The sequence below is a fragment of the Rhodanobacter sp. B05 genome (assembly GCF_002001085.1).
Classification (GTDB): domain Bacteria; phylum Pseudomonadota; class Gammaproteobacteria; order Xanthomonadales; family Rhodanobacteraceae; genus Rhodanobacter.
Genome location: NZ_MUNU01000017.1, coordinates 339,184 through 364,140, shown reverse-complemented (window position 1 = coordinate 364,140; position 24,957 = coordinate 339,184). Strand labels below are relative to the sequence as shown.

Sequence of the window (24,957 nt, the reverse complement as noted above, 5' to 3'; positions counted from 1 at the left end):
CCTCATAACTGCGCGCGCCCGGGCAGACCCATCCGCAACAGTCCGCCGGACTGGACTGGATTGACCCGCAACGGCACGTCGAGCCGCGGCCAGCTGTCGCGCCCCTGCGACTGCAATTCGATGCGCACCAGCAGGGGCAGCATCCGGCCGTCGGCCCAGGCCGGCGACCACGGCACCGGCGCGCCCTGCCCATCGATACCCCGATAGCTGAAGCTGCCGTCCTTGATGTGATCGAACAGCACCTGCGGCTCGCCAAGCGGTTGCGGCGATTGGCCGTCCGGCGGCAACAGCGCCAGGCGCAGCTCCAGGCGCTGGCCACCGTGACCATCGTCGACCAGTTGCAACTGCTGAAGTTGCGGTCCGAGCATGCCCAGATAGCCGGGCAGTGGTGCGACATAACGCATCTCGTGCGCGCTGCCCTCGAAATAGATCGGCTCGCCACGGTCGGTGCGGCCGATCGGCGCGGTCACGCTCTGCGCCAGCTCGCGGCGCAGAAACTGCTGTGCCGAACGCATCTGGTCGATGCGCCCGATCACGGCCGTGCCGGAGCGTACGCTGTGACTGGCGCTGGCGATGCCCGAATACACGCCCACCAGCAGCAGGGCGAGCAGCACCAGCGTGGCGAGGACCTCCAGCAAGGTGAAGCCCGCGGCGCGCTTCATCGCGATACCTGCGCGTTGCCGACGCCAGGAGTTGCCGAAGCCAGCCGCAAGGTGCGGAAGTGCGCCGAATGCGGGTGGACTGACGCTCCCCACATCACCTCGAGGTCCAGCTGGTATAACTGCAGTGGCGTATTCGGCGCGGCATCGGCAGGACGCCAGGGAGTCACTTGCAGCTGCCAGCTGTAGCGCTGGTCGAAGCGCCCCGATGTCGTGCCCGCCTTGACCGGCTCGGTGGTGAACGCCGTATCAAGCAGGCTGCGTGCCCACAACGCCGCCTCGCTGTGCTCACTCGCATTCTGGCTGAGCCGGATCGAGCCGCCGGCGACCTGCATCAGGGCGGCGAATGCGATCGCCAGCAGCATGATGGCGGCGATCACCTCCAGCAGGGTGAAGCCGCCTTGATGCCGGGAATGGAAAATCGGGAATCCCACAAGGGGACTTCCTGGCAGTCGTCGGGAATCGGAAAAGCATGGCGCTGGCAAGCCCTTGCCATTTCCCGTTTCCCACTTCCCATTCCCCGCCTTCATCTCGACGCCACCGTATCGACGACGCGCACGTCGCCGGTGAGCCAGGACACGTTGACATGCCACTCGCGCCGGCCGGCCTTGAGGGTGATGCGGCCGCCGGTGGAGCTGCCATCGGGGAAGAAGCGGATGCGCCCGGTGTGGTCGTTGGGTCGATCCTCCTTCGCGCTGGTGATGCTGGCCTGCAGGCCCCTGGGCAGCGCCACGTTGCGGTGCTTCGCGCCGTCGTAGCTGTTCGCCCGCGTGTCCACGTCGAAGACCTGTTCCTGCCCGCGCACGATGGCCTGCGCGCGGGTCGCCCGCAGCGCACCGGCCAGTTCGCTGCTGGCCGCGCGCACCCGCGCACTGGCCAGACCCTGGGTCACCGATATGGACACGGCCACCGCCGCCAGCCCGATCAGCACGATGACGACCAGCAGCTCCAGCAAGGTGAAGCCGTTGGCGCGCTTCGCGCGCCGGGGATTGGGGATTCGGGATTCGGGATTCGGGAAGGCGCGCAGACGCCGGCTGGTCGCTTTCGCGAATCCCGAATCCCGAATCCCGAATCCCGTTCTCACTGCCAATTGCCCGCATCCGCATTGAGTCCGTCGCCACCCGGCTTGCCGTCTTCGCCGTAGAAGATCAGGTCGTACTTGCCGTGCTGGCCGGGGTACTGGTAGCCGAAGTCATGCCCGTAGGGATCCTTCAATTGCGATTCCTTGGCGTACGGACCCTGCCAGTTCGGCGCACTGACCGGCTTCGTCACGAGGTCCTGCAGCTGCTGCGGTGGCGAGCCGTTGTCCAGCACGTAGTTGTCGATGTCCTGCGACAGCGTGTTCAGCTGGATCTTGCCGGTTTTGTACTTGCCCTTGTCGAAGCTGGGGATGACCTTGGTGATTACCGCCACCGCAATGATGCCGATCAAGGCAATCACCGCGAGCATTTCCAGCAGGGTGAAGCCGCTGGCGCGCTGCGCGCGCCCGGGATTCGGAATTCGGGATTCGGGATTCGGAAAGGCGCGCACGCGCCGACCATCCGCTCGCGCTCTTTCAAATCCCGAATCCCGAATCCCGAATCCCATCAACATCTTCATCACAATCTCTCCAGTCAACTCATTGAATACTGCTGGTCAGGGTAAGCAGCGGCAGCAGGATCGCCGCCATGATGACGCCCACCAGCACGGTCATCACGATGGTCAGCGTCGGCACCAGCGCCGCCAGCAGACGATCGATCGTGCGGCGCGACTCGAGTTCGAACGTATCGGCCACCTTCAGCAGCATGCCGTCGAGCTGGCCGGCTTCCTCGCCGACCTGCACCATCTGCAGCGCGAGGCGCGGGAACAGTCTGGCCTGGCCCAGGGCGAAGCCGAGCCCGGCGCCGCCCTTGACCTGTTCGTGTGCCGAGGCCAGCGCCGCATCCAGCGCAAGGTTGCCGGTGACCTGGCGCGCGATGGTCAGCGAGCTCAGCAACGGCACGCCGTTCTTGAGCAAGGTGCCAAGCGTGCGCGCGATGCGCGCGGTCTCCACCTTCAGCACCAACGGGCCGACCACGCGCAGCCCGAGCAGGCGGGTGTGCCAGGCCAGCCGCGCCTGCGGATCACGCAGGCGTGCACGCCAGCCCAGGATGCCGCCGATCGCCAGCACGGCGATCAGCCACCACCAGGCCTGCAGGACATTGCCCAGCGCCAGCACGGCCTGGGTGATCCACGGGATCGGCACCTGCATGTCCTGGAAGATCGGCACGAATTGCGGCACGACATAGGCGAGCAACAAGATCAGCGAACCGAACACACCCACCATCAGGAACGCCGGATAGATCAGCGCGTTGACGATGCTGCCGCGCAGGGCCTGCGAGCGCTCGAGGTAGTCGGCCAGCCGGCGCAGGGTGCCTTCCAGCGAGCCGCCGGCCTCGCCGGCACGCACCAGGCTCACGTAGAGCTTGGGAAACACGCCATGCTCCTCGTCCAGCGCTGAGGAAAGCGTAGTGCCGCCGCGCACGCGATCGCGCACGCGCTCGATCAGCTTCTTCGCCGGTTCCCCGTCAGGCAGTTCCAGCAGGATGGTCAGCGCGCGGTCCAGCGGCTGGCCGGCGCCGAGCAGGGTCGCCAGCTGGTGAGTGAACTGGGCCAGCTGGTCGCCAGTGAACGGACCACGCTTGAACAGTGCAGCCAGGCCGCTGCCGCTCGCCGCACCATCCGCCGGCCGCGCTTCCAGCGGGGTGTGGCCCTGATCCTGCAGTCGACCGATCACTTCCTCGACGCTGGCCGCTTCCATCTGGCCCTGCAGCGTCTCGCCGGTGTCGCTGACGGCCTTGTAGCTGAACTGGCTCACGGGGCTCGCTCCGCGAGCCGGGAATGGAGAATCCCGCAAGGGGACTTTCTGGCAGTCGTCGGGAATGGGAAATGGACGCGCACTGCCCTACGGGTTGGCGAAGAACCGCCTTTCCGATTCTCCATTCCCGATTCCCGATTCTCAGCCTTCCTGCGTGACACGCAACACCTCCTCCAGCGTGGTGATGCCGGCGACGGCCTTGGCGATGCCGTCCTCGTACATGGTGCGCATGCCTTCGCTGCGGGCCTGCTTCTCGATGTCGCTTTCGTTGGCGTGCTGCATCAGCAGCCGGCGCAGCGCCTCGCTCATGGTGAGGAATTCCATGATCGCGCGGCGACCGCGATAGCCGCTGGGATTGGCGGCACTGCTGCCCGGCTTCCACAGCCTGATCGGGCGTTCGTCGGTGTATTTTTCCAGCTCGAACTGCGCGACCACCTCGGGCAGCGCCTCATAGCGGATCGCGGTTTCGGGATCGAGCCGGCGCACCAGCCGCTGCGCCAGGATGCCGTTGACGGTGGAGCCGAGCAGGTAATCCTCCACGCCCATGTCGAGCAGGCGGGTGATGCCGCCGGCAGCGGAATTGGTATGCAGGGTGGACAACACCAGATGGCCGGTGAGCGCGGACTGGATCGCGATGCGGCAGGTCTCCAGATCGCGCATTTCGCCGATCATGATCACGTCCGGATCCTGGCGCACGATCGAGCGCAGCGCGCCGGCAAAATCCAGCCCGATCTGCGGCTTCACCTGGATCTGGTTGATGCCTTCGATCTGGTACTCGACCGGATCCTCGACGGTGATGATCTTCACGTCCGGCGTGTTGATCTGCGACAGCGCGGTATACAACGTGGTGGTCTTGCCCGAGCCGGTGGGGCCGGTGACCAGCAGGATGCCGTGCGGCCGGTTCAGCACCTCCACGAAGCGCGACTGGAAGCTGTCGGTGAAGCCGAGCGAGGCAAAGTCGAACACGATCGACTCGCGGTCGAGGATACGCATCACCACCGATTCGCCGAAGCTGGTCGGCACGGTGGACACACGCAAGTCGAGTTCCTTGCCCTGCACGCGCAGCTGGATGCGACCGTCCTGCGGCAGGCGGCGCTCGGCGATGTTGAGGCGCGCCATGATCTTCACGCGCGAGATCACCGCGGCGGTCGACGACGACGGCGGTGCTTCGACCTCGTGCAGCACGCCATCGATGCGGTAACGCACCTTCAGGTGGTTCTCGAACGGCTCGATATGCACATCCGAGGCACGCTGTTCCACGGCGCGTTGCAGGATCAGGTTGACCAGGCGGATCACCGGCGCCTCGGAGGCGAGGTCGCGCAGGTGCTCGACGTCGTCTTCCTCGGCGGCGCTGCCGTCCAGGTTCTCCACGATGGTGCCCATCGCCGAACGGCCGCTGCCGTAGTAGCGCTCGATCAGGCCATCGATTTCCGAGCGCAGGCCGACGCGCAGGGCGACTGGTCGGCCCGCGGCCAGCTCGACCGCCTGCCGCGGATACGGATCGGCCGGATCGGCCACCAGCAGCGCCAGCCCGTCCTTCTCGTCGCGCACCGGCACCACGTGCTGTTGCTTGAGGAAGCGCAGCGAAAGTTCAAGATCGGCCGGCGGCAGCTCCGGCGCGTCGCGCGCAGCCAGCAGCGGCACCTGCAGCAATTCCGCCCAGGCTTCGGCCAGGTCGCGCTCGGACACCAGCCCCAGCCGCGCCATCAGCGTGGTCAGCGTGCCCTCGGTCGACTCTTCGTGCAGGCGCCGCGCACGGCTCAGGTCACTGTCCTTCAGGCGACCACGCGCGACCAACCACGCGCAGACTTCCGCTTCACGGTCGTCTCCCGCCAGGCCTGACCCGCTGACCGCCGGCTCAATGGCTGCCGACATCCTCCACCCCGCTCGCTGCGTACGTCGTCGATGCCACGCGGCAAAACGACAAGTCCCATAGTTATCACATCCGGTCGGCGACAAGCGAACACCGCCAGCAACATCACATGGGCCCCGTTCACGGAACCGGCCCGCGACGAACGCTCATTATGAATGCTTCGCCCTTCGGGTTGGACACCGGCAGACTAGGAAAATTGCCCGATCCCTGCCGCCGGCATGATCGTGGTCGCGCCATGCGGGATTCGGCGGCCCCGACGGAACCGCAGGGCTTCCGGCACGCAGCTGCCTGATCCCGATGCGGAAAGCCGGCGGCAAGATCCCGAGGCACCCATCCGTGGCCTGCCCTGCTTGCCCCGCTCGGAGGTGCGGCCCGAGGCAACAGCGTTCGTCGCTGTCGGCCGCTCTGTCACAATTCGCCAGTTTCCCGCAAGAACGACTCCCCCATGCAACTGCTCGACATCGGCGCCAATCTGACCCACGAATCGTTCCGGCACGATTTCGACGCCGTGCTTGCGCGGGCGCTTGCGCATGGCGTGGACAAAATGATCGTGACCGGTGCCTCACGCGACGGCAGCGAGCATGCGCTGGCGCTGGCCAAGGCGCACGCCGGCACGCTGTTCGCCACTGCCGGCGTGCATCCGCACCACGCGGTGGATTACGACGACGCCACCGATGCGCGGCTGCGCGAGCTGGCGCAGGATCCCGCGGTTCGCGCGGTCGGCGAAACCGGACTCGACTACAACCGCAACTATTCGCCGCGTGAGGTGCAGTTGCAGGTATTCGAACGGCAGTTGCAGACCGCGGTGGATGTGCAGAAACCGCTGTTCCTGCATCAACGCGACGCACATCATGACTTCCTGGAATTGTTGAAGCTCTATCGCGACAAGGTGCCGGCGATGGTGGTGCACTGCTTCACCGATACCGGCGAGGCGCTGCGCGATTATCTGGCACTGGATTGCCACATCGGCATCACCGGCTGGATCTGCGACGAACGCCGCGGCGCCCATCTGCGCGAGCTGGTGCGCGAAATCCCGGCAAACCGGTTGATGCTCGAGACCGACGCCCCCTATCTGCTGCCGCGCACGGTACGGCCAGCGCCGTCGCATCGGCGCAACGAGCCGATGTACCTGCGGCATATCTGCGAAGAGATCGCGCGCGATCGCGGCGAGCATGCGCAGGTCACGGCAGCCAACAGCACCGCCACCGCCGAAGCATTTTTCAGACTGCCCCGGCACACGTAGGAGCCCGCTCGCGGGCGATGCTTTTGATCTTGACCCTGCGAATCCCTAATCCCGCGAAAAGAGCATCGCCCGCGAGCGGGCTCCTACGCGAGGGAACGGGTTTCGCCGGGAGCCAGCCCATCCAGCCGATGCTCCCCGATCCGTACCCGGATCAGGCGCAGCGTCGGGAAGCCCACGGCGGCGGTCATCCGGCGCACCTGGCGGTTGCGCCCTTCGTGCAGGGTGAGGCTGAGCCAGCTGGTGGGGATCGCCTTGCGGAAGCGCACCGGCGGGTCGCGTGGCCACAACCACTCCGGTTCGCCGACGACGCTGGCTTCGGCTGGCAGGGTCGGGCCGTCATTCAGCGTCACCCCGCGGCGCAACGCCTGCAAGGCCGCCTCACCGATGCAACCCTCGACCTGGGCGAGATATGTCTTGGCCTGCTTGTGGCGCGGATCGGTCAGGCGATGCGCCAGCGCACCGTCGTCGGTCAGCAGCAGCAAGCCCTCGCTGTCCCGATCCAGCCGTCCAGCCGCATAGACGTCCTTTTGCACGACGAAGTCAGCGAGCGTGGGGCGACCCTGCGGATCGGTGAATTGGCACAGCACGCCCCAGGGTTTGTTCAACGCGATCAGCATGCCGGTACGGGGACGGAGGACATTAAGCAGCTACTTAATGTCCTCCGTCCCCCATCGAAGCGGGCGCCGCCGGCTTGACGAAGCGCAACGTCATCCGATCCGACTCCCCGATCGCCAGGTATTTCGCGCGATCCTTGTCGCCCAGGGACAGGGTCGGTGGCAGCGTCCAGACGCCCTTGGGATGATCCCTGGTGTCTTTCGGGTTGGCATTGATCTCGCTGCTGCCATCCAGCACGAAGCCCGCGTCCGTGGCGAGCTTCATCACATAGCTGGTCGGCAGGTAGCCGCTGCCCTTTGTCGCCGCCAGCGTGGTGTCGTCCGCCGCGCGGTGATCGACCACGCCAAGCACGCCGCCGGGCCGCAGCACGGCAAAGAACGCCTTGAACATCGCCGGCGCGGTATCGGCCATGACCCAGTTGTGCACGTTGCGGAAGGTCAGCACCATGTCGACCGAACCTGGCGCACCGAACACGGGCGCGTGTGGATCGAACTGGACGATCTGCGCATGGCCGTAGTGGGCGGGGTCGGCGGCAAACTTGCGCTGCAATGTGCTGTCGTCGCGACGGGCCTCGTCGCCGTTCTTCGGTGCGGCCACGGCGGCGACGTAGTGGCCGTTGTCGTTGAGCAGCGGCGCCAGGATTTCGCTGTACCAGCCGCCACCGGGGGTGATCTCGACGATCGTCTGATCCGGCCGCACCCCGAAGAACTGCAGGGTCGCCTTGGGGTGACGGTAGACGTCGCGCGCGCTGTTGGCTGGCAGGCGCCAGTTGCCGGCCAGCACATCGTCCAGTTGCGAGGCGGTGAAATCGCTGGCGCTGGTCGGTGGCACCAGCGCATTGGTCGGCTGATCCGGCTCGGCCGATGCAGCCGGCGTGGCCTGCGCCATGGCCATGTTGGACACGGCCAGCCCGAGGGCAAGCAGCGCGACGACCAGCACGCGCCGTGGACGCTGGCTGCCGATACCGGTGGCGGCGATCGCATGGTTCATCATTGACTCCCTGGCCGTCAGGCCATCCAGACCCAGCGCAATATCCCGGAAAAGATGTGCAAGCGCGGTAAATGCACGACGGGACGCAGGGCACCGAACCGTGGCCCGATGCCCTGCGTCCCGTGTTCATTCTACGCGGACGCCAGACTCAGTAGTGGATCACCGAGCGGATCACCTTGCCTTCGTGCATCAGCTGGAACGCCTCGTTGATGCGCTCCAGCGGCAGCACCTCGGTGATCATCTCGTCGATCCGGATCTCGCCGGCCAGGTAGCGCTCGACGTAACCCGGCAGCTGCGAGCGGCCCTTGACCCCGCCGAAGGCGGAACCGCGCCACACGCGACCGGTGACCAGCTGGAACGGCCGCGTGCTGATCTCCTGGCCCGCACCTGCCACGCCGATGATGATCGACTCGCCCCAGCCCTTGTGGCAGCACTCCAGCGCCGCGCGCATCACGTGGACGTTGCCGATGCACTCGAACGAATAGTCCACGCCGCCACCGGTGAGCTCGACGATCACCTGCTGGATCGGCGTGTCCGGGTAGTCCCTCGGATTGATGCAATCGGTGGCGCCGAGCAGCTTCGCCATCTCGAATTTCGTCGGGTTGGTGTCGACCACCACGATGCGCCCGGCCTTCGCCATCACCGCGCCCTGCACCACCGACAGGCCGATGCCGCCCAGGCCGAACACCGCCACACTGGCGCCCGGCTCGACCTTCGCCGTGTTCAGCACCGCGCCGATGCCGGTGGTGATGCCGCAGCCGAGCAGGCAGACCTTTTCCAGCGGCGCGGCCTTGCTGATCTTCGCGACCGAGATTTCCGGCAGCACGGTGTATTCGCTGAAGGTGCTGGTGCCCATGTAGTGCAGCAGCGGCTTGCCGTCGAGCGAGAAGCGCGAGGTGCCGTCGGGCATCAGGCCCTTGCCTTGGGTCACGCGGATCTTCTGGCACAGGTTGGTCTTGCCGGAGTGGCAGTACTCGCACTCGCCGCACTCGGGCGTGTATAGCGGAATCACGTGGTCGCCGACTTGCAGCGAGGTGACGCCCTCGCCGACTTCCTCGACGATGCCGCCGCCTTCATGACCCAGGATCACCGGGAACATCCCTTCCGGATCGGCGCCGGACAGGGTGAACGCATCGGTATGGCAGACACCGGTGGCGACGATGCGCACCAGCACCTCGCCGGCCTTCGGCCCGGCGACGTCGACCTGCTCGATCGACAATGGCTTGCCTGCTTCCCAGGCAACAGCGGCGCGTGACTTCATGGTTCAACTCCTTGGGGGGACGGAGGGCATTAGGTTGCAACTTGATGCCCTCCGCCCCCCATGGTAAACCGCATCAGCCGACCGCCGTGTCACCGGGCCGAAACGCCGACATCTGCCGGCGATAGTCGTCCGCCTCGGCCAGCAGCCATTCGCGGAACAGCTGCAGGCCGCGATGATCCTGCGAGCGTGGCGGATACACCAGCCAGTACGCCTCCTTCACCGCCAGGTAGTTTTCGCCCAGCACCTGCAGCCGCCCGGCGTCGATCAATGACTTCGACGTCACCATCCGCCCCAGCGCCACGCCGAGGCCTTCCAGCGCCGCGTGGCGCAGCGCATCGAGGCTGTCGAACTGCGCCACGTAGCGCTTCGGTGGCGTACCGCCGGTGCGCTCGAACCAGTCGTTCCAGCGCGTGGAGGGACTCGGCTCCCCGAGCAGCGGCCAGCGCGACAGGTCGTGCGGATCGAGGCCTTCCATCCGCGCCACCAGTGCCGGCGCGGCGACCGGCGCGATCCATTCGCCGAACAGGCGTTCACCGTGCAGGCCGGGCCAATTGCCGCGGCCGTAGCGCAAGCCCACGTCGACCGGCTCGCGCTCGAAATCCACCAACGCCGAACCCGACTGCAGGCTGAGCTCCAGATCCGGATGCACCGCGACCAGCCGCGGCAGTCGCGGCACCAGCCAACTCGACATGATGCCGGGACTGGCGCTGAGCGTGAGCGCGTCGTGGCGACGCTGGTGGTAGCGCGACAGCGCATGCTCGATGCCGTCGAAATGCTCGCCCACCGCCTCCAGCAGACTGCAGCCATCGACGGTCAGGGTCACTCCGCGCGGCCCCCGCTGGAACAGGCGTCGCTCCAACCGTTCCTCCAGTTGGCGCATCTGGTGGCTGAGTGCGCTCACGGTCAGATTCGCCTGCGCCGCGGCACGCGACAGGTTACCCAGCCGGGCGACCAGCACGAACTGTTGCAGAAGACCCAAGGGCAGCTTGCCCATCTTGAATTCCTCTCAAGTCTGACTTGCGAATATATCGCTTTTTAGCGACTTGGTACACGCGTACCTTGAGCTCTATCCAAGTCACAAAGCCCTTCACCAGGCTTCCCCGAGGAGTCTCCCATGAGTTCACTATGGAAAGATCTGCTGTTCCTGCATGGCCATCTCGCGCACAAGGACGATCTGGTCTGGCGTGACCAGGCCGGCCCCGCGTCGTCCACGAAAACAGCCGCCGAAACCGCCACCGCCAACGCCGTCCCCGCAGCGAAGGGCGGCGCCAAACCACCGAAGGATTGTGTGCTGCACTGGCCGCGCCTGGCGGCACCGCGCTGAGATTCGCCGCCGGGCGACGCTGCTTGCCACGACATGGCTGGCGTCACGACTAATTTTCGCTTCCGGGTGCATTCTTGGCTTTCCATTGCCACAGGTGTTCCTCATGCACATGCGTCAGCTCGGCAACTCCGCGCTTTCCGTCGCTCCACTCGCCTTCGGCGGCAACGTGTTCGGCTGGAACGTGGACGAAAGGCGTTCGTTCGACCTGCTCGATGCCTTCGTCGACGCCGGCGGCAACCTGATCGATACCGCCGACGTCTACTCGGCCTGGGCGCCGGGCAACCGTGGCGGCGAATCGGAAACCATCATCGGCAAGTGGCTCCGGCGCAGCGGCAAGCGCGAACAGGTGCTGATCGCGACCAAGGTGGCCAAGTGGGCCGAGCATCCCGGCTTGTCGCCGATGAACATCCGACAGGCGGTGGACGGATCGCTGCAGCGCCTGCAGGTCGACTGCATCGATCTCTATTTTGCGCACCAGGACGACGCCAGCGTGCCGATGGCGGAAACCTTGGGTGAATTCGCCCGGCTGATCGAGGCGGGCAAGATCCGCGTGACCGGCGCCTCCAACTTCGCTGCGGGCCGCCTGGCCGACGCGCTGGCGCTGTCGAAACAGCACGGCCTGCCACGCTACGAATGCCTGCAACCCGAATACAACCTGGTCAGCCGCAAGGATTACGAAGCCGAACTGGAGCCGCTGGCGCGGCGCGAGAACCTCGGCGTGATCAGCTACTACGCGCTGGCCAGCGGTTTCCTCAGCGGCAAGTACCGCAGCACGGCCGACCTGGGCAAGAGTCCGGCGCGAAGCGGCGGCGTGAAGAAATATCTCGACCCGCACGGCTTGGGCGTGCTCGCCGTACTGGATGATGTCGCGGCGGCGCACTCCGCCACGCCGGCCCAGGTGGCCCTGGCGTGGCTGATGGCGCGGCCCGGGATCAGCGCGCCGATCGCCAGCGCCACCAGCACCGGGCAACTGCGGGAACTCTGTGGCGCGACGGCGCTGGCGCTGAGCGTCGACGAGATCGCCGCACTGGATCTCGCCAGCGCCTGACGCCGGCAAGATCCAGCACACGGCACGTCATGCCGACAGCAGCGCCAGTGCGGCGTTGAGGCTGGTGCTGGGGCGCATCACCTTGCCGACCTTGGACAGATCCGGGTGATAGTAGCCGCCGATGTCGACCGGCTTGCCCTGAACCCGGTTCAGTTCCTCGACGATCTTCGCCTCGTCGCGGGTCAATGCCGCGGCCACCGCGGCGAATTTCGACTTCAGCGCGGCGCTCTCGTCCTGCGCGGCCAGCGCCTGGGCCCAGTACAGCGCCAGGTAGAAATGGCTGCCACGGTTGTCCAGCTCGCCGACCTTGCGCGAGGGCGACTTGTCGGTGTCGAGGAACTTGCCGTTGGCCTGGTCCAGCGTCCTGGCCAGCACTTCCAGTTCAACGCTCTGCTGGCGACTGCCCAGATGCTCCAGCGACGCGGCCAGCGCCAGGAATTCGCCCAGCGAATCCCAGCGCAGGTGGTTCTCCTCGAGGAACTGCTGCACGTGCTTGGGCGCCGAACCGCCGGCGCCGGTCTCGAACAGGCCGCCGCCGGCCATCAGTGGCACGATCGACAGCATCTTGGCGCTGGTGCCCAGTTCCATGATCGGGAACAGGTCGGTGAGGTAGTCGCGCAGCACGTTGCCGGTGACCGAGATCGTGTCCAGGCCCTGGCGGATGCGCTGCAGCGAGAACTTCGTGGCGGCGACCGGATCCATGATGCGGATGTCCAGCCCGCTGATGTCGTAGTCCTTGAGGTAGCGCTCCACCTTCCTGATGATCTGCGCGTCGTGCGCGCGTTGCGGATCGAGCCAGAAGACCGCCGGCGTATGCCGCGCGCGGCTCACCGCGAGCTTCACCCAGTCCTGGATCGGCGCATCCTTGGTCTGGCACATGCGCCAGATGTCGCCGGCCTCGACGTCGTGCTGCAGCAGCACCGTTCCCGCTTCGTCGATCACCTTGACCACGCCGTCGCCGGCGATCTGGAAGGTCTTGTCGTGCGAGCCGTATTCCTCGGCCGCCTGCGCCATCAGGCCCACGTTCGGCACGCTGCCCATGGTCGCCGGGTCGAACGCGCCGTGCGCCCTGCAGTCGTCGATGGTGGCCTGGTACACGCCGGCATAGCTGCGGTCGGGAATCAGCGCCTTGATGTCCTGCAGCTGGCCTTCGGCGTTCCACATCTTGCCGGAGTCGCGGATCATCGCCGGCATCGAGGCGTCGACGATCACGTCGCTGGGCACGTGCAGGTTGGTGATGCCCTTGTCCGAATTGACCATCGCCACGCCCGGGCGCTGCGCGTACTCCGCATCGAGATCGGCCTTGATCGCCGCCTGCTGATCCGCTGGCAGCGCGCCGAGGCGCGCGTACAGGTCGCCGATGCCGTTGTTCGGATTGAAGCCGGCCTGCCTCAGCACATCGGCGTGCTTCGCCAGCACGTCCTGGTAGAACTCGCCCACCACCACGCCGAACATGATCGGGTCGGAGACCTTCATCATGGTGGCCTTCAGATGCAGCGAGAACAGCACACCCTGCCGCTTCGCATCCGCGATCTGCGCATCGACGAAGGTGGCCAGCGCCTTGCGGCTCATCACCGCGGCGTCGATGATCTCGCCCGCCTGCAACGCGATCTTCGGCTTCAACACGACCTGGCTGCCATCCTTGCCGAACCATTCGATGCGGACATTGCAGGCCTTCGCCACCACGGTGGATTTTTCGCTGCCGTAGAAATCGCCACCGTCCATGTGCGCCACGTGGGTTTTCGAATCCTTGCTCCACGCGCCCATCCGGTGCGGGTGCTTGCGCGCATAGTTCTTCACCGACACCGGCGCGCGGCGATCGGAATTGCCCTCGCGCAGCACCGGGTTCACGGCGCTGCCCTTGACCCGGTCGTAGCGCGCCTTGAACTTTTTCTCGTCCTCATCTTTCGGCTCGTCCGGATAATCCGGCAGCGCGTAGCCCTGCCCCTGCAATTCCTTGACCGCGGCCTTCAGCTGCGGCATCGAGGCACTGATGTTGGGCAGCTTGATGATGTTCGCCTCCGGCGTGGTGGCCAGCTGGCCCAGCTCGGCGAGATCGTCGGCGAGGCGCTGGTTCTCCTGCAGCCGTTCGGGGAACAGCGCGATGATGCGGGCGGCCAGCGAGATGTCGCGCGTCTCCACCTTGACCCCGGCACTGCCGGTGAACGCGGCGATGATCGGCAGCAACGATTGCGTGGCCAGGTACGGCGCTTCGTCGGTGAGTGTGTAGATGATCTTGGTCGGGGTGGACATGGTCTGCGTGAACCTCTCTGCGGCCGCGTGGCCCTGGGTAGATGCTGTTTGTCCGGGCCGATCGGATGCCGCGCGCCAGCGCATGCGTGCGCTGGCGCCGATCCCCGCGCCCGGGCTGAACGCGATCAGCGTTCGCGAAATCCCCCCATTGTCGCGTTTTCGTCCAGCAGGGGAAAGCGCCATCCCCGCTTCATGCCGTCGTGCCCCCGCGCCGCCTCGACGACCTGCACAAACGAAAGGGACGCGGCGAGCGCGTCCCTTCCCGTTTCAACGCAGCACGGCTGACCGCCTACTTCTTCACCGAGAAATCCTTGCTGGCGACCGGCTGACCGTCCAGCGAGATCTCGACCTTGTAGTCGCCGGCGGGAAAGCCATCAGGCTTGCTGATCATGAAGGCGGTGGTCTGCGGACCCATCGCATCGAGCATCTTGCTGTCCTCGTGCACGGTCTGGCCGTCCTGGTAGGTCCACTTCGCCGCCAGCGTGGCGTGACCCGTGCCCATGGTCTCGACCGAGGCGTAGACACTGTCTTTCGGCGCGAAGCTGGTGCCGCTGGCAAGGATCTTGTTGTTCGCATCGACACTCGATCCGATCTCGACCGAACTGAAGCTCACCGCCGCGCTGGCGCCGCTGGCGGGCATCGCGGCCGTGGAGGAAGTCGGCGGACTGGTCGGCGCCGTCATCGGCGGCGCCATCGCGGTAGCACTCGGCGGAGGCGATGACGGAACCGGCGAGGCCGGCTCGCCGCTCTTGCCGCAGGCACTCAGCGCCAGCGCGACCGCCAGCGCGGCGGCCATCATCAGGGGTTGGCGTGTTTTCTTCATGGGTCGTCTCCTGCTTCAGGATTTGGACGGGATCTTCAGGATCTGACCGGGCCTGATCCGATCCGGATCCGACAGCTGATCCCGATTGGCGTCGAAGATCGACTTCCACGCATTCGCATTGCCGTAGAGGCGTTTGGCGATCTTCGACAGGTTGTCGCCGGCGGCGACGGTGTACGTGGTGGTCTCGTCGACCGTGGAGCTGACTCGCGACTGCACGTCGCCGAAATCCGCCCTGGCTGGCGCCCCCGATGCGGCGGACGTCACACGGCTCTGCACATCCGAGAAATCCGGCTTGTTGTCATCACTGCCCATCGCATGCACCTCCGTTCCGGAACGAGGGTCCGTGATAACCAGACTCCGGTTAACGGCTTGTGAGTGCTTGATCAGACTATTCAGTTTGGCGACACCCTCGGGCACGCCGCGATGAGTAGACGAGATCAACGCGACGTGGCGGCGTCAGGTCTGCAGCAGTCGCTGACGCTGGCGTAACGCTTTCTCCGCGTGCCGCCGTGCGCTCCACGCCTTCCTCCGCTCAGCGAGGCACGAGAACACCACGTACAGCGCCGGGGTGCTCAGCAAGGTGAGGCTTTGCGAGATCAGCAGGCCGCCGATCAGGGCGATGCCGAGGGGACGGCGCAGTTCGCTGCCTTCGCCGAGGCCGATCGCGATCGGCAGCGCGGCGAGGATCGCCACCATGGTGGTCATCATGATCGGGCGGAAGCGCACCAGGCAGGCTTCGCGCACGGCGTCCAGCGGGTTCTTGCCGTGCTCGCGCTGGGCGACCAGGGCGAAGTCGATCATCATGATCGCGTTCTTCTTGACGATGCCTATCAACAACACCAGGGCAATTTGCGCCACCACCGACAATTCGGTACCGGTCAACCACAACGCCAGCAGCGCGCCGACACCGGCAGCCGGCAGGGTGGAGAGGATCGTCACCGGGTGGATCAGGTTTTCGTACAGCATGCCGAGCACGATATAGACCGTGATCACGGCAGCCAGCACCAGCCACAGCATGCCGCTCTGCGATTGCTGGAAGCGGCGGAAATCGGCGCCGACATTGAGCTTGATGTCGCCCGGCATGCGCATGTTGCTGGCCGTCGACTGGATGATCTGCAAGGCCTGGCCCATGCTCACGCCGGGCGCGAGATTGAAGCTGAGATCCATCGTGGTGTACTGGTTCTCGTGGGTGATCTCCGAGGGAGCCAGGCCCGGCTCCTGGCGGGTGAAGGCCGTGATCGGGACCATCGTGCCGTTGCTGGATTTCACGTAGATGCGGTTGATCGAATCCGGCGTGGCCGTCTGCGCAGGCAGGGCGTTGACCACCACCTGGTACTGGTTGATGTCCGAATAGATGGTCGACACGCGGCGCTGACCGAAGGCGTCATACAGCGCGCCGTCGACTGCGCCGACGGAAATGCCCAGCTGCGCGGCCTTGTCGCGGTCGATCACGATGTTCTGGCGCAGGCCGCCCTCGTCGACATCGCTGCCGACATCGCGCAGCTGGCGGTTCTTCTTCAACTCGGTGACCAGCCGCGGCAGCCACAACTGCAGACTGGCCAGGTCGTTGCCCTGCAGCGATACCTGGTATTGCGCGCCCTGACTGGTGCCGCCACCGCCGGCGCTGGGCAGGTCCTGGACCGGGCGCAGGCGCAGGTTCAGGTCCGGGTACTTGGCGGCTTTCGCGGCGAGGCGGGCCAGCACGGCAAAGGTGTCGTCCTTGCGCCCCTCGGCGCGCGTCTTCAGGTCGATGTTGAACGATCCGCTGGTGCCCTGCCGGCTGGTGCCCAGGCGCGCGCCGACGCTGGCCACGTCCGGATCGGCCATCAGCATCGCGGTGAGCCGCTCGAGGCGTTGCTTGCTCTCGTCGAACGACACGGTGGCGCTGGAGCTGGCGCGGCCCCAGATCAGGCCGGTGTCCTGCTGCGGGAACAGGCCGGTCTTGACCACGGTGAACAGGTAGAAAGTGGCCACGATCAGCGCCAGCGGGGTCAGCGCGAACAGCAGCGCGTGGCGCAGCGAGAACTCCAGTGCCCTGCGGTAGACGCGCAGCATGCCGGCATGAAAGCGGTCCAGCACATGGCTTTTCGCGGGTTGCGCCGACGCTTGCGCAGGTACCCGATGACCGCTGAGGAAGCGGCCGCACAGCGCCGGCGTGAGGGTCAGCGACACCGCCGCCGAAACGACGATGGCCGCCACCAGGGTCACCGCGAACTCGTGCATGAACATGCCGGTGACGCCACCGGCAAACAGCAGCGGAATGAACACCGCGATCAGCGACGCGGTGATCGAGACGATCGTGAAACCGATCTCGCGCGCGCCGGCGAGGGTCGCCTGCATCCGGCCCATGCCGTCGTCGATGTGGCGGATGATGTTCTCGATCACCACGATCGCGTCGTCGACCACGAAGCCGATCGCGATCACCAGCGCGAGCAGGGTCAGGTTGTTCAAGGTGTAGTCGAAGATGTACATCGCCAGGAACGCGCCGGCCAGCGACAGCGGCACCGCTACCGCCGCGATCAGGGTCGGTGCGAGTCGGCGCAGGAACAAGGCCATGGTCAGGATCACCATCGCCAGCGAGATCAGCAAGGTCGCCTGCACTTCGTGCAGCGAGGCGCGGATGGTCGGCGTGCCGTCGAAAAACGGGGTCAACTCGGTCCCCGGCTGCAGGAAGCCGCGCAACTCCGGCAGTTGCGCCCTGACCAGGTCCACCGTGGCGATGACATTCGCATCGGACTTCTTGTAGACGTACATCAGCACCGCCGGCTTGCCGCGAAACCAGGCAGCCTGGTAGGCATCCTCGGTGCCGGCGTAGACATGCGCCACATCGGACAAGCGCACCGGCGTGCCGTTGCGGCTGGCGATCACCAGCCTGGCGAAGTCATCCGCATTGTGCAGCGCGGTGGTGGCGTCGACCGCCACGCGGGTCTGGCCGTTGCTGAGAAAGCCCTGCGGCGCGGTCACGTTGGCCGCGGTCAGCGCGTTGCGCAGATCGTCCGGCGAAATGCCCATCGCATTCAGCGCACGCAGGTTCACGTCGACGCGGATCGCCGGGGTCGCCGCGCCGGCGATGTCCACCGACGAGACGCCGGGCAGCTGGCGCAACCGCTGTGCCAGCAGCGAATCGGCGACGTTGTAGAGGTCGGCGGCCGACTGCGTATCGGAGGTCAGCGCGAAGGCGATGATCGGGTCATCGTTCGGGTTCGCCTTCTGGTAACTCGGCGCGCCGTTGAGGCCGCTCGGCAGATCCGGTACGGCCGCGTTGATCGCCGCCTGCACGTCGCGCGCGGACGAATTCAGATCGGTGCCGGTATCGAACAGCATGAAGACGAAGGTGCTGCCCTCGGAACTGTGCGAGCGCATCATCGTGATGCCGGGCACCTGGCCGAGGTGCCGCTCCAGCGGCGCGGCCACGGTCGAGGCCATGGTGCTGGCGTCGGCGCCGGCCTGGCTGGCCTGCACGAAGATCGCCGGGAACTGCATGTTCGGCAGCGCCGCCACGCCGAGCAGGAAGTAGCAGATCATGCCGCCGACGAAGAGTCCGATCGCCAGCAGCGAGGTGCCGATCGGGCGGCGTATGAAGGGACCGGAAATATTCATGGATCGAAAGGCACCGTGAGGCAGACATCGGCACGCCGGGCGCGGCACGACCCGATCATCCCACCCTCAACGGGCAAGTCGCAAAAAGGTTGATCGGACCGGCATGGGACGAGTCCGCCCCGATGGCCCGGACGGGCCCTGAATCTCGTCACGAACGGGTCACGCCGCGGTGCCGGCCCGCGCGTGGGCCAGGGCGCGCCGCTCGCGGCGCATCGCCAGCCACTCGGAGAAGCGCTCCATGTACAGGTAGATCACCGGCGTGGTGTACAGGGTCACCAGCTGCGACAGCAGCAGGCCGCCGACAATGGCCACGCCCAGCGGCCGGCGCAATTCGGAACCGATGCCGTTGCCCAGCGCCAGCGGCAGTGCGCCGAGCATCGCCGCGGCCGTGGTCATCATGATCGGGCGGAAGCGCAGCAGGCAGGCGCGACGGATCGCGTCGTGCGCGTTCAGGCCGGTGCGCCGCGCCTCGATCGCGAAGTCGATCATCATGATCGCGTTCTTCTTGACGATGCCGATCAGCAGCACGATGCCGACGATGCCGTCCACCGACAGGCTCATGCCGCAGATGATCAGCGCCAGCAGTGCGCCGACACCGGCCGGCGGCAGCGTGGAGATGATCGTGAGCGGGTGGATGTAGCTCTCGTACAGCACGCCCAGCACGATGTAGATCACCACGATCGCCGCCAGCAGAAGCAGGACCTCGTCGCCCAGCGAAGAAGTGAACTCGGCCGCCTTGCCGACGAACTCGCCGCGCACCTGCGGCGGGAACTTCAGCTGCGCGTTGACCTGCTGAATCGCCGCCACCGCGTCCGACAGCGAATAGCCCGGCGCCACGTTGAACGACAGCGTCACCGACGGCAGCTGTTGCTGGTGGCTGACCACCAGCGGCGCGCTGGTGACCTGGGCGCTGGCCAGCGAGGACAGTGGGATGGTGCCGCCGCCGCCCAGCGCGATGCCGATGTTGCCGGTGCTGCCGATGCCGGTGGGCGTCGCCGAGTTGCTCGACTTCACCTGGCCGAAGCTGGTGGCGTTGCTGCCGGTCAGCGCGCCGGAGCCGTTGCCGCGTACCGTGAGCTTGTTGAGCAGGTCCACGCTGTTGCGGAATTCCGGCGCCACTTCCAGCACCACGCGGTACTGGTTGAGCTGGGTGAAGATGGTGGAGATCTGGCGCTGGCCGAAGGCGTCGTACAAGGTGTCGTCGATGGTCTGCACCGGCACGCCCATGCGGCTGGCTTTTTCACGATCGATGGTGAGCTTGAGCGCATTGCCGCGGTCGGCGAGGTTGTTGTCGACATCGGCCAGTTCCGGCCGCTGGCGCATCGCCTGGGTCATCTGCTCGGCGTACTTGGCCAGCTCGGTCGAATCGACCTCGGACATCGAGTACTGGTATTCGGTGGCCGCCACCGTGCTGTCCAGGGTCACGTCCTGCACCGGTTTCAGGTACAGCGCCACACCCGGAATGTTCGCCACCGCCTTCTGCAGGCGCGGCAGCAATTTGTCCAGTCCGTCGCGCTGGCCGCGCTCCTTCAGCACGATGCTGAGCTGGCCCTGGTTCAACGTGGGATTGATCGTGCCGGCGCCGATGAAGGCGGCCACACCGGCCACGGCCGGGTCGGCACGCAGCGCCTCGGCCACCGCCTTGGTGCGGTCTTCCATCTGCGGGAACGCGATGTTGTCGTCCGCCTGCACCACGCCGGTGATCAGGCCGGTGTCCTGCTCCGGCAGCAGGCCCTTGGGAATGGCGATGTACAGGAACACCGTGAGCACCACCGCGGCGCCGGCCACCAGCATGGTCAGGCGCTGATGGTCGAGCACCCAGTCAAGCGAGCGCTCGTACACGCCGACCGTGCGCGACCATACGGTGCGCTTGCCGGCCGCGGCGTGGCGCTCGTGCGCATCGTCGCCCTCGGGCAACTGGTCGGGCTTGAGCAGGTAGGCGCACATCATCGGGGTCAGCGTCAGCGACACCAGCATCGAGATGGTCACCGCGATCGTCAGGACCCAGGCGAATTCGTGGAACAGGCGGCCGGTGACGCCGGGCATCAGCAGCAACGGCAGGAACACCGCCACCAGCGATACGGTCAGCGACAGCACGGTGAAGCCGATTTCCTTCGCGCCGATCTCGGCGGCCTCCTTGCCGTCCTTGCCCTGCTCGATGTAGCGCACGATGTTCTCGATCATCACGATCGCATCGTCGACCACGAAACCGGTGGCCACGGTCAACGCCATCAGCGAGAGATTGTCCAGCGACATGCCGGTGAACGACATCACGCCGAACGTGCCCAGCAGCGACAGCGGCACCGCGACCGACGGGATCACCGTGGCCCACAATCGGCGCAGGAACACGAAGATCACGCCGACCACCAGGAACACGGTGAGGATCAGGGTGAACTCGACATCATGCACCGAGGCGCGGATGGTCACCGTGCGGTCGGCGAACACATCCAGGTGCACGTCCGCCGGCAGCGCGCTGCGCAGCTCCGGCAGCACGTTGCGGATCTGCTCCACCGTCTGCACGATATTGGCGCCGGGCTGGCGGCGGATGTCCAGCAGCACCGCCGGCTTGCCGTTGGCCCAGGCGGCGAGCTGGTCGTTCTCGACGCCGTCGACGACCTTGGCCACGTCGGAGAGCCGCACCGGCGCATTGTTCTTGTAGCTGATGATGGTGCTCTGGTACTGCTGCGCATCGGCCAACTGGTCGTTGGTGCCGATCGAGTAGCTCTGCGTCTTGCCGTTCAGCGTGCCCTTGGGCGCGTTGACGTTGGCCTGGGTCAGCGCCGAGCGCACGTCCTCCATGGTCAGGCCGAGGTTGGCCAGTTGCGCCGGGTTGACCTGGATGCGTACGGCCGGGCGCACGTTGCCGGCGATCGAGACCAGGCCCACGCCCTGCACCTGCGACAGCTTCTGCGCCAGGATCGAATCGGCCAGGTCGTTGACGTCGCGCAGCGGACGGCTGTCCGACTGCAGTGCCAGGGTGAGGATTGGCGCATCGGCCGGGTTGACCCGGTTGTACACCGGCGGATACGGCAGATTGCCGGGCAGCGTGCCCTTGGCCTGGTTGATCGCCGCCTGCACGTCCTGCGCCGCGACGTCGATGTCGCGGCCCATGTTGAACTGCAGGATGATCGTGGACAGGCCGGCGGAGGAATCCGAACTCATCATGCTGAGGCCGGAAATCTGCCCCAGGTTGCGTTCCAGCGGCGTGGTGATCAGGGTCGCCATGGTGGTGGCGCTGGCGCCCGGGTACTGGGTGGTCACCACCAGGCTGGGCGCCTCGATCTCCGGCAAGGCCGACACCGGCAACTGGCGGAAGCCGAGGATGCCGAGCAGCAGCACCGCGACCATCAGCAGCGAGGTGGCGATCGGCCGGCGTATGAAGAGGGTGGAGAATCCCATGGTTATCCGTGACGAGGTGGAGCGGCCTCAGCCGCGATCATGCCGCGCGCGGGCCCCGGCCATGCGCCGGGGACACGCGGACATCAGTGGCGACGACGACCGCCACCCTTGCTGTCCTTGTTCGCCTTCTGCAGCTCCGCCGCGGTCGGCGCGGCCGGCACTTCGCCCGGCTTGAGCGGGTTGACCTTGCTGCCCGGCTTGAGCCGGAACTGGCCTTCGGTCACCACGCTCTCGCCGACATTGAGGCCGCTGCCGACCATCACGTGGCTGTCGCCCACTTCGCCGGCGACCACGATCGGCTGCATCTTGACCGTGTTGTCGCCCTGCACCTGGTAGACGTAGTCGCCATCGGGCCCGCGCTGCACCGCCTGCGCCGGGATCACCAGGCCGCCGTCGACCGTGCTGACCAGCAACTGCACGTTGACGAACTGGCCCGGCCACAATTCATTGTGCTCGTTGTTGAACTCGGACTTCAGCCGGAACGTGCCGGTGGTGGTGTCGATCTGGTTATCGATGACCTTGAGCACGCCGCCACTGGCGATCGGGTGCGCATCGACGCGATCCAGCGCCGTGACCTGCAGGGCCTGGACCTGGGCGGCGCGACGGACCATGTCGAGGTTCTGCTCGGGCAAGGTGAACATCACGTTGATCGGATGCAGCTGGGTCAGCGTGACGATGGCGCTGGAGGTGGTCACCACGTTGCCCGGATCCACCGCGCGGATACCGGCCAGGCCGTCGATCGGCGAGCGGATCTGGGTGTAATCGAGCTGCACCTTGGCATCGCGGATCGCCGCTTCATCGGCCGCCACCGCAGCCTCGTACTGGACCACTGTGTTCTTCTGCGTGACCAGGTTGATCTTGGCCACGTACTGGCTGTACTTGGGATCCTGCGAGCGCTGGTAGTTGCTGCGCGCGGTAGCCAGCAGGGACTGGTCCTGGTTGCGCTTGCTCACCGCCTGGTCGTAACTGGCCTGGAAGCTGCGCGGGTCGATCTGGGCCAGCACCTGGCCTTTCTCGACCGGCTGCCCTTCCTTGAAGTTGATGCTGAGCAGCTGGCCGCCCACCTGCGGGATCACCGTCACGGTGTTCAGCGCCTGCACCGTGCCCAGCGCGGTCAGGTAGACCGGCACGTTCTGCTTCACCACCGGTACCACGGTGACCGGCACCGGCGGCGCATTGCCATCCTTGCCGTCGCCGGCCTGCGATGCCGCGCCGGCCGGCTTGTGCAGCAAGCGGATGCCGACGATGGCCAGTATGACCACGGCCAATACGATCAACGCGATCTTCCAAAAACGCGACATGCAAAACTCCTGGATTGAACCCTGCGTTCAAACAGCATCCGGACACGCCGCCCGACCTGCAGCGACCGATCTGACTGCTTCCACCCTGAACCACACAAGCGAACGCGCCCGCATGGTCAAAGCATAGGGGCACTTAAACACCTTTGAACAATGCCGGTTGACAGGGGTGGGCCATGACCGATGGCAGGGTTTTGCCCCCGATGCAACCCAGACCGGATTGACGACGCAATGTTCCCGGCCAGCGCCGCCGACGCAAACAAGCGACAAGCCTGAAACTTGCCGCACGCTTCGTTTATAATACCGGACTGGTCATCGGCGCGCGCCGGCGCGATCCGGCAGCCAGCGGCAAGGACAGGGGCCCATCGACGCGTTCGACCCTGCCCACTGCGACGATTTCGCCAGTCCGGCGTGACAGTACAGGCAATCAGGCGGCCCGGCCCGCCCACTGACAGGAGTACGTGCGTGAGCGGTTCCATTAGCAAGTCCGACCAGAGCTTCCTGCGCCAGTTCTCGCTGACGATCGGCGGCTTGGCGGTGTTGACCGTGATCCTGGTGCTGTCTGCCCTGGCCATCAACAACCACGAGCCCAGGGAGACCAACCCCAACCAGCCGGCGAAGGTCGCCGAGCGGATCGCCCCGGCGGGCGCCGTCTACGCCGGCGATACCGGCCGCGCCGCGATGCAGGCTGCGGCCGATGCCGCCGCCAAGGCTGCCGCTTCCCAGGTCGCCTACGGCGGCACCACCGACGGCAAGGAAATCTACGATCACCTGTGCACCAGCTGCCACACCGCCGGCATCGCCGGCGCGCCGAAGCTGGGCGACAAGGCGATGTGGGGGCCGCGCATCAAGGAAGGCATCGACACCCTCATCAAGCACGCCACCGAGGGCTACCACGGCCCGGACGGCAACTTCATGCCACCGAAGGGCGGCAACCCGGCGCTCACCGAAGACCAGGTCAAGGCCGCCGTGCACTGGATCGTCGATCAGGCGAAGTAATTCGCCTGATCCAACAAGCTGTCATCAAACGCCGCCCCATGGGCGGCGTTTTCGTTTGCCCCCTCTCCCGCTGGCGACCGAAGGAGTCCCCTTGTGGGTGAGAGGGTTGGGGAGAGGGTTCACGACCCTGCGCGGTTCACCCACTCCTGCACAAACCCCTGCAATTGTGGAAAAAACACCTCGAAGCACCGCTGCAGCTCTTCCTCCTGAGCCACCAGCACCGGCAACGCCGAGTCCAGCGGATTGGCCCGACTAAGGCGTTGGCCGATTCCGGCCAGCGCCCGCCCCAGCACCGCGCGATCGGCATAGCCAGCCGGCAGGTCGTTGGCCTCCATGTACCCGCGAAACCGCCGCAACGCCGGCGTCAGCAAGGCATCCTGGCGCCACAGCAAGGCGCGCAGCGCCACGGAATATTCCGGCAACGGCCGCGCGCTCCAGCGCAAAAAGTCCCGCGCAAGGCAGTGATCGAACCACATGTCGAGCAGAATCCCGGCGTAGCGCCGGTACGGCGGCGGCAGGCTGGCCTTGGCCGCCAGCACCTCGGGATGGGTGTCGGTATACACATCGATGGCGCGATGCAGGCGGATGCCGTCGACCACCCGCAGCGCCCACAGCGCCGGATCGGGGCGGCCGCGCACGAAATCGCCCAGCATGCCGCCCAGGCGCAAGTCCTCGTCGTCACCGGCAAGCAGGGTGTGCGCCAGATGGTTCATCCGCGCGACCCGAAACGTGGCCA

At 66.3% G+C, this 24,957-nt stretch carries 21 protein-coding genes; 4 read left to right on the top strand and 17 right to left on the bottom strand.

Annotation, left to right across the window (positions count from 1 at the left end):
* Positions 1 to 2: 2 nt before the first annotated feature.
* From B0E47_RS13050 to gspE, 6 genes are all read right to left on the bottom strand, one after another.
* The gene (locus tag B0E47_RS13050; RefSeq protein WP_077514679.1) at positions 3 to 662 is read right to left on the bottom strand and encodes a prepilin-type N-terminal cleavage/methylation domain-containing protein; all 660 of its coding nucleotides are present in this window, start codon (positions 660 to 662) and stop codon (positions 3 to 5) included.
* Positions 659 to 1,093, bottom strand: a complete 435-nt coding sequence (locus tag B0E47_RS13045) for a type II secretion system protein (protein WP_254422921.1) — start codon at positions 1,091 to 1,093, stop codon at positions 659 to 661. The genes B0E47_RS13050 and B0E47_RS13045 overlap by 4 nt, the downstream gene beginning before the upstream one ends.
* A gap of 92 nt (positions 1,094 to 1,185) precedes the next feature.
* Complete coding sequence (locus tag B0E47_RS13040; protein WP_077514795.1) at positions 1,186 to 1,656, bottom strand: GspH/FimT family protein; 471 nt, start codon at positions 1,654 to 1,656, stop codon at positions 1,186 to 1,188.
* Between the two features lie 83 nt (positions 1,657 to 1,739).
* Positions 1,740 to 2,159: a type II secretion system major pseudopilin GspG gene (gene gspG / locus B0E47_RS13035; protein ID WP_256363542.1), complete on the bottom strand. Its 420-nt coding sequence runs from the start codon at positions 2,157 to 2,159 to the stop codon at positions 1,740 to 1,742.
* Between the two features lie 118 nt (positions 2,160 to 2,277).
* Positions 2,278 to 3,495 (bottom strand): type II secretion system inner membrane protein GspF, encoded by a 1,218-nt coding sequence (gene gspF, locus B0E47_RS13030; RefSeq protein WP_077514677.1) that lies wholly within the window; start codon positions 3,493 to 3,495, stop codon positions 2,278 to 2,280.
* A gap of 141 nt (positions 3,496 to 3,636) precedes the next feature.
* The gene (gene gspE / locus B0E47_RS13025; protein ID WP_077514676.1) at positions 3,637 to 5,370 is read right to left on the bottom strand and encodes a type II secretion system ATPase GspE; all 1,734 of its coding nucleotides are present in this window, start codon (positions 5,368 to 5,370) and stop codon (positions 3,637 to 3,639) included.
* Positions 5,371 to 5,813: 443 nt separating this feature from the next.
* Here gspE and B0E47_RS13020 point away from each other — a divergent pair, with 443 nt between their 5' ends.
* Positions 5,814 to 6,611, top strand: coding sequence for a TatD family hydrolase (locus B0E47_RS13020; RefSeq protein ID WP_077514675.1), 798 nt, complete (start codon positions 5,814 to 5,816; stop codon positions 6,609 to 6,611).
* 83 nt (positions 6,612 to 6,694) lie between these two features.
* On the opposite strand, the gene B0E47_RS13015 is transcribed toward B0E47_RS13020, so the two are convergent.
* The 4 genes from B0E47_RS13015 to B0E47_RS13000 all read right to left on the bottom strand — a co-directional run bounded on the left by B0E47_RS13015 (position 6,695) and on the right by B0E47_RS13000 (position 10,471).
* Positions 6,695 to 7,228, bottom strand: a complete 534-nt coding sequence (locus B0E47_RS13015; RefSeq protein WP_077514674.1) for a pseudouridine synthase — start codon at positions 7,226 to 7,228, stop codon at positions 6,695 to 6,697.
* 34 nt (positions 7,229 to 7,262) lie between these two features.
* On the bottom strand, positions 7,263 to 8,120 hold the full coding sequence (locus tag B0E47_RS13010; protein ID WP_077514793.1) for a class I SAM-dependent methyltransferase: 858 nt from the start codon (positions 8,118 to 8,120) through the stop codon (positions 7,263 to 7,265).
* Between the two features lie 244 nt (positions 8,121 to 8,364).
* Positions 8,365 to 9,477 (bottom strand): S-(hydroxymethyl)glutathione dehydrogenase/class III alcohol dehydrogenase, encoded by a 1,113-nt coding sequence (locus B0E47_RS13005; protein ID WP_077514673.1) that lies wholly within the window; start codon positions 9,475 to 9,477, stop codon positions 8,365 to 8,367.
* A gap of 73 nt (positions 9,478 to 9,550) precedes the next feature.
* On the bottom strand, positions 9,551 to 10,471 hold the full coding sequence (locus B0E47_RS13000; protein ID WP_077514672.1) for a LysR substrate-binding domain-containing protein: 921 nt from the start codon (positions 10,469 to 10,471) through the stop codon (positions 9,551 to 9,553).
* 120 nt (positions 10,472 to 10,591) lie between these two features.
* On the opposite strand from B0E47_RS13000, the gene B0E47_RS12995 reads away from it, so the two are divergent.
* Together B0E47_RS12995 and B0E47_RS12990 are read left to right on the top strand one after the other, a co-directional pair.
* Positions 10,592 to 10,801 carry a hypothetical protein gene (locus B0E47_RS12995; protein WP_077514671.1) on the top strand — a complete coding sequence of 70 codons (210 nt, stop codon included), beginning with the start codon at positions 10,592 to 10,594 and terminating at the stop codon, positions 10,799 to 10,801.
* A gap of 103 nt (positions 10,802 to 10,904) precedes the next feature.
* Positions 10,905 to 11,849 carry an aldo/keto reductase gene (locus tag B0E47_RS12990; RefSeq protein WP_077514670.1) on the top strand — a complete coding sequence of 315 codons (945 nt, stop codon included), beginning with the start codon at positions 10,905 to 10,907 and terminating at the stop codon, positions 11,847 to 11,849.
* 27 nt (positions 11,850 to 11,876) lie between these two features.
* Here B0E47_RS12990 and B0E47_RS12985 read toward each other — a convergent pair whose 3' ends face one another.
* The 6 genes from B0E47_RS12985 to B0E47_RS12960 form a co-directional block, all read right to left on the bottom strand.
* Positions 11,877 to 14,102: an NADP-dependent isocitrate dehydrogenase gene (locus B0E47_RS12985; RefSeq protein ID WP_077514669.1), complete on the bottom strand. Its 2,226-nt coding sequence runs from the start codon at positions 14,100 to 14,102 to the stop codon at positions 11,877 to 11,879.
* Positions 14,103 to 14,391: 289 nt separating this feature from the next.
* A complete protein-coding gene (locus tag B0E47_RS12980; RefSeq protein ID WP_077514668.1) occupies positions 14,392 to 14,925 on the bottom strand; it encodes a hypothetical protein in 534 nt (177 codons plus the stop codon).
* Positions 14,926 to 14,940: 15 nt separating this feature from the next.
* Positions 14,941 to 15,237: a LysM peptidoglycan-binding domain-containing protein gene (locus B0E47_RS12975; RefSeq protein ID WP_077514667.1), complete on the bottom strand. Its 297-nt coding sequence runs from the start codon at positions 15,235 to 15,237 to the stop codon at positions 14,941 to 14,943.
* A 144-nt stretch (positions 15,238 to 15,381) separates the two neighbouring features.
* Positions 15,382 to 18,525 (bottom strand): efflux RND transporter permease subunit, encoded by a 3,144-nt coding sequence (locus B0E47_RS12970; RefSeq protein WP_077514666.1) that lies wholly within the window; start codon positions 18,523 to 18,525, stop codon positions 15,382 to 15,384.
* A gap of 159 nt (positions 18,526 to 18,684) precedes the next feature.
* Positions 18,685 to 21,924, bottom strand: coding sequence for an efflux RND transporter permease subunit (locus tag B0E47_RS12965; protein WP_077514665.1), 3,240 nt, complete (start codon positions 21,922 to 21,924; stop codon positions 18,685 to 18,687).
* 83 nt (positions 21,925 to 22,007) lie between these two features.
* Positions 22,008 to 23,225 carry an efflux RND transporter periplasmic adaptor subunit gene (locus B0E47_RS12960; protein WP_077514664.1) on the bottom strand — a complete coding sequence of 406 codons (1,218 nt, stop codon included), beginning with the start codon at positions 23,223 to 23,225 and terminating at the stop codon, positions 22,008 to 22,010.
* A 474-nt stretch (positions 23,226 to 23,699) separates the two neighbouring features.
* Between B0E47_RS12960 and B0E47_RS12955 the strand changes: the two genes are divergently transcribed.
* Positions 23,700 to 24,221, top strand: a complete 522-nt coding sequence (locus B0E47_RS12955) for a c-type cytochrome (protein WP_077514792.1) — start codon at positions 23,700 to 23,702, stop codon at positions 24,219 to 24,221.
* A gap of 119 nt (positions 24,222 to 24,340) precedes the next feature.
* On the opposite strand, the gene B0E47_RS12950 is transcribed toward B0E47_RS12955, so the two are convergent.
* The gene (locus B0E47_RS12950) at positions 24,341 to 24,934 is read right to left on the bottom strand and encodes an ACP phosphodiesterase (RefSeq protein ID WP_077514663.1); all 594 of its coding nucleotides are present in this window, start codon (positions 24,932 to 24,934) and stop codon (positions 24,341 to 24,343) included.
* Between the last annotated feature and the right edge of the window lie 23 nt (positions 24,935 to 24,957).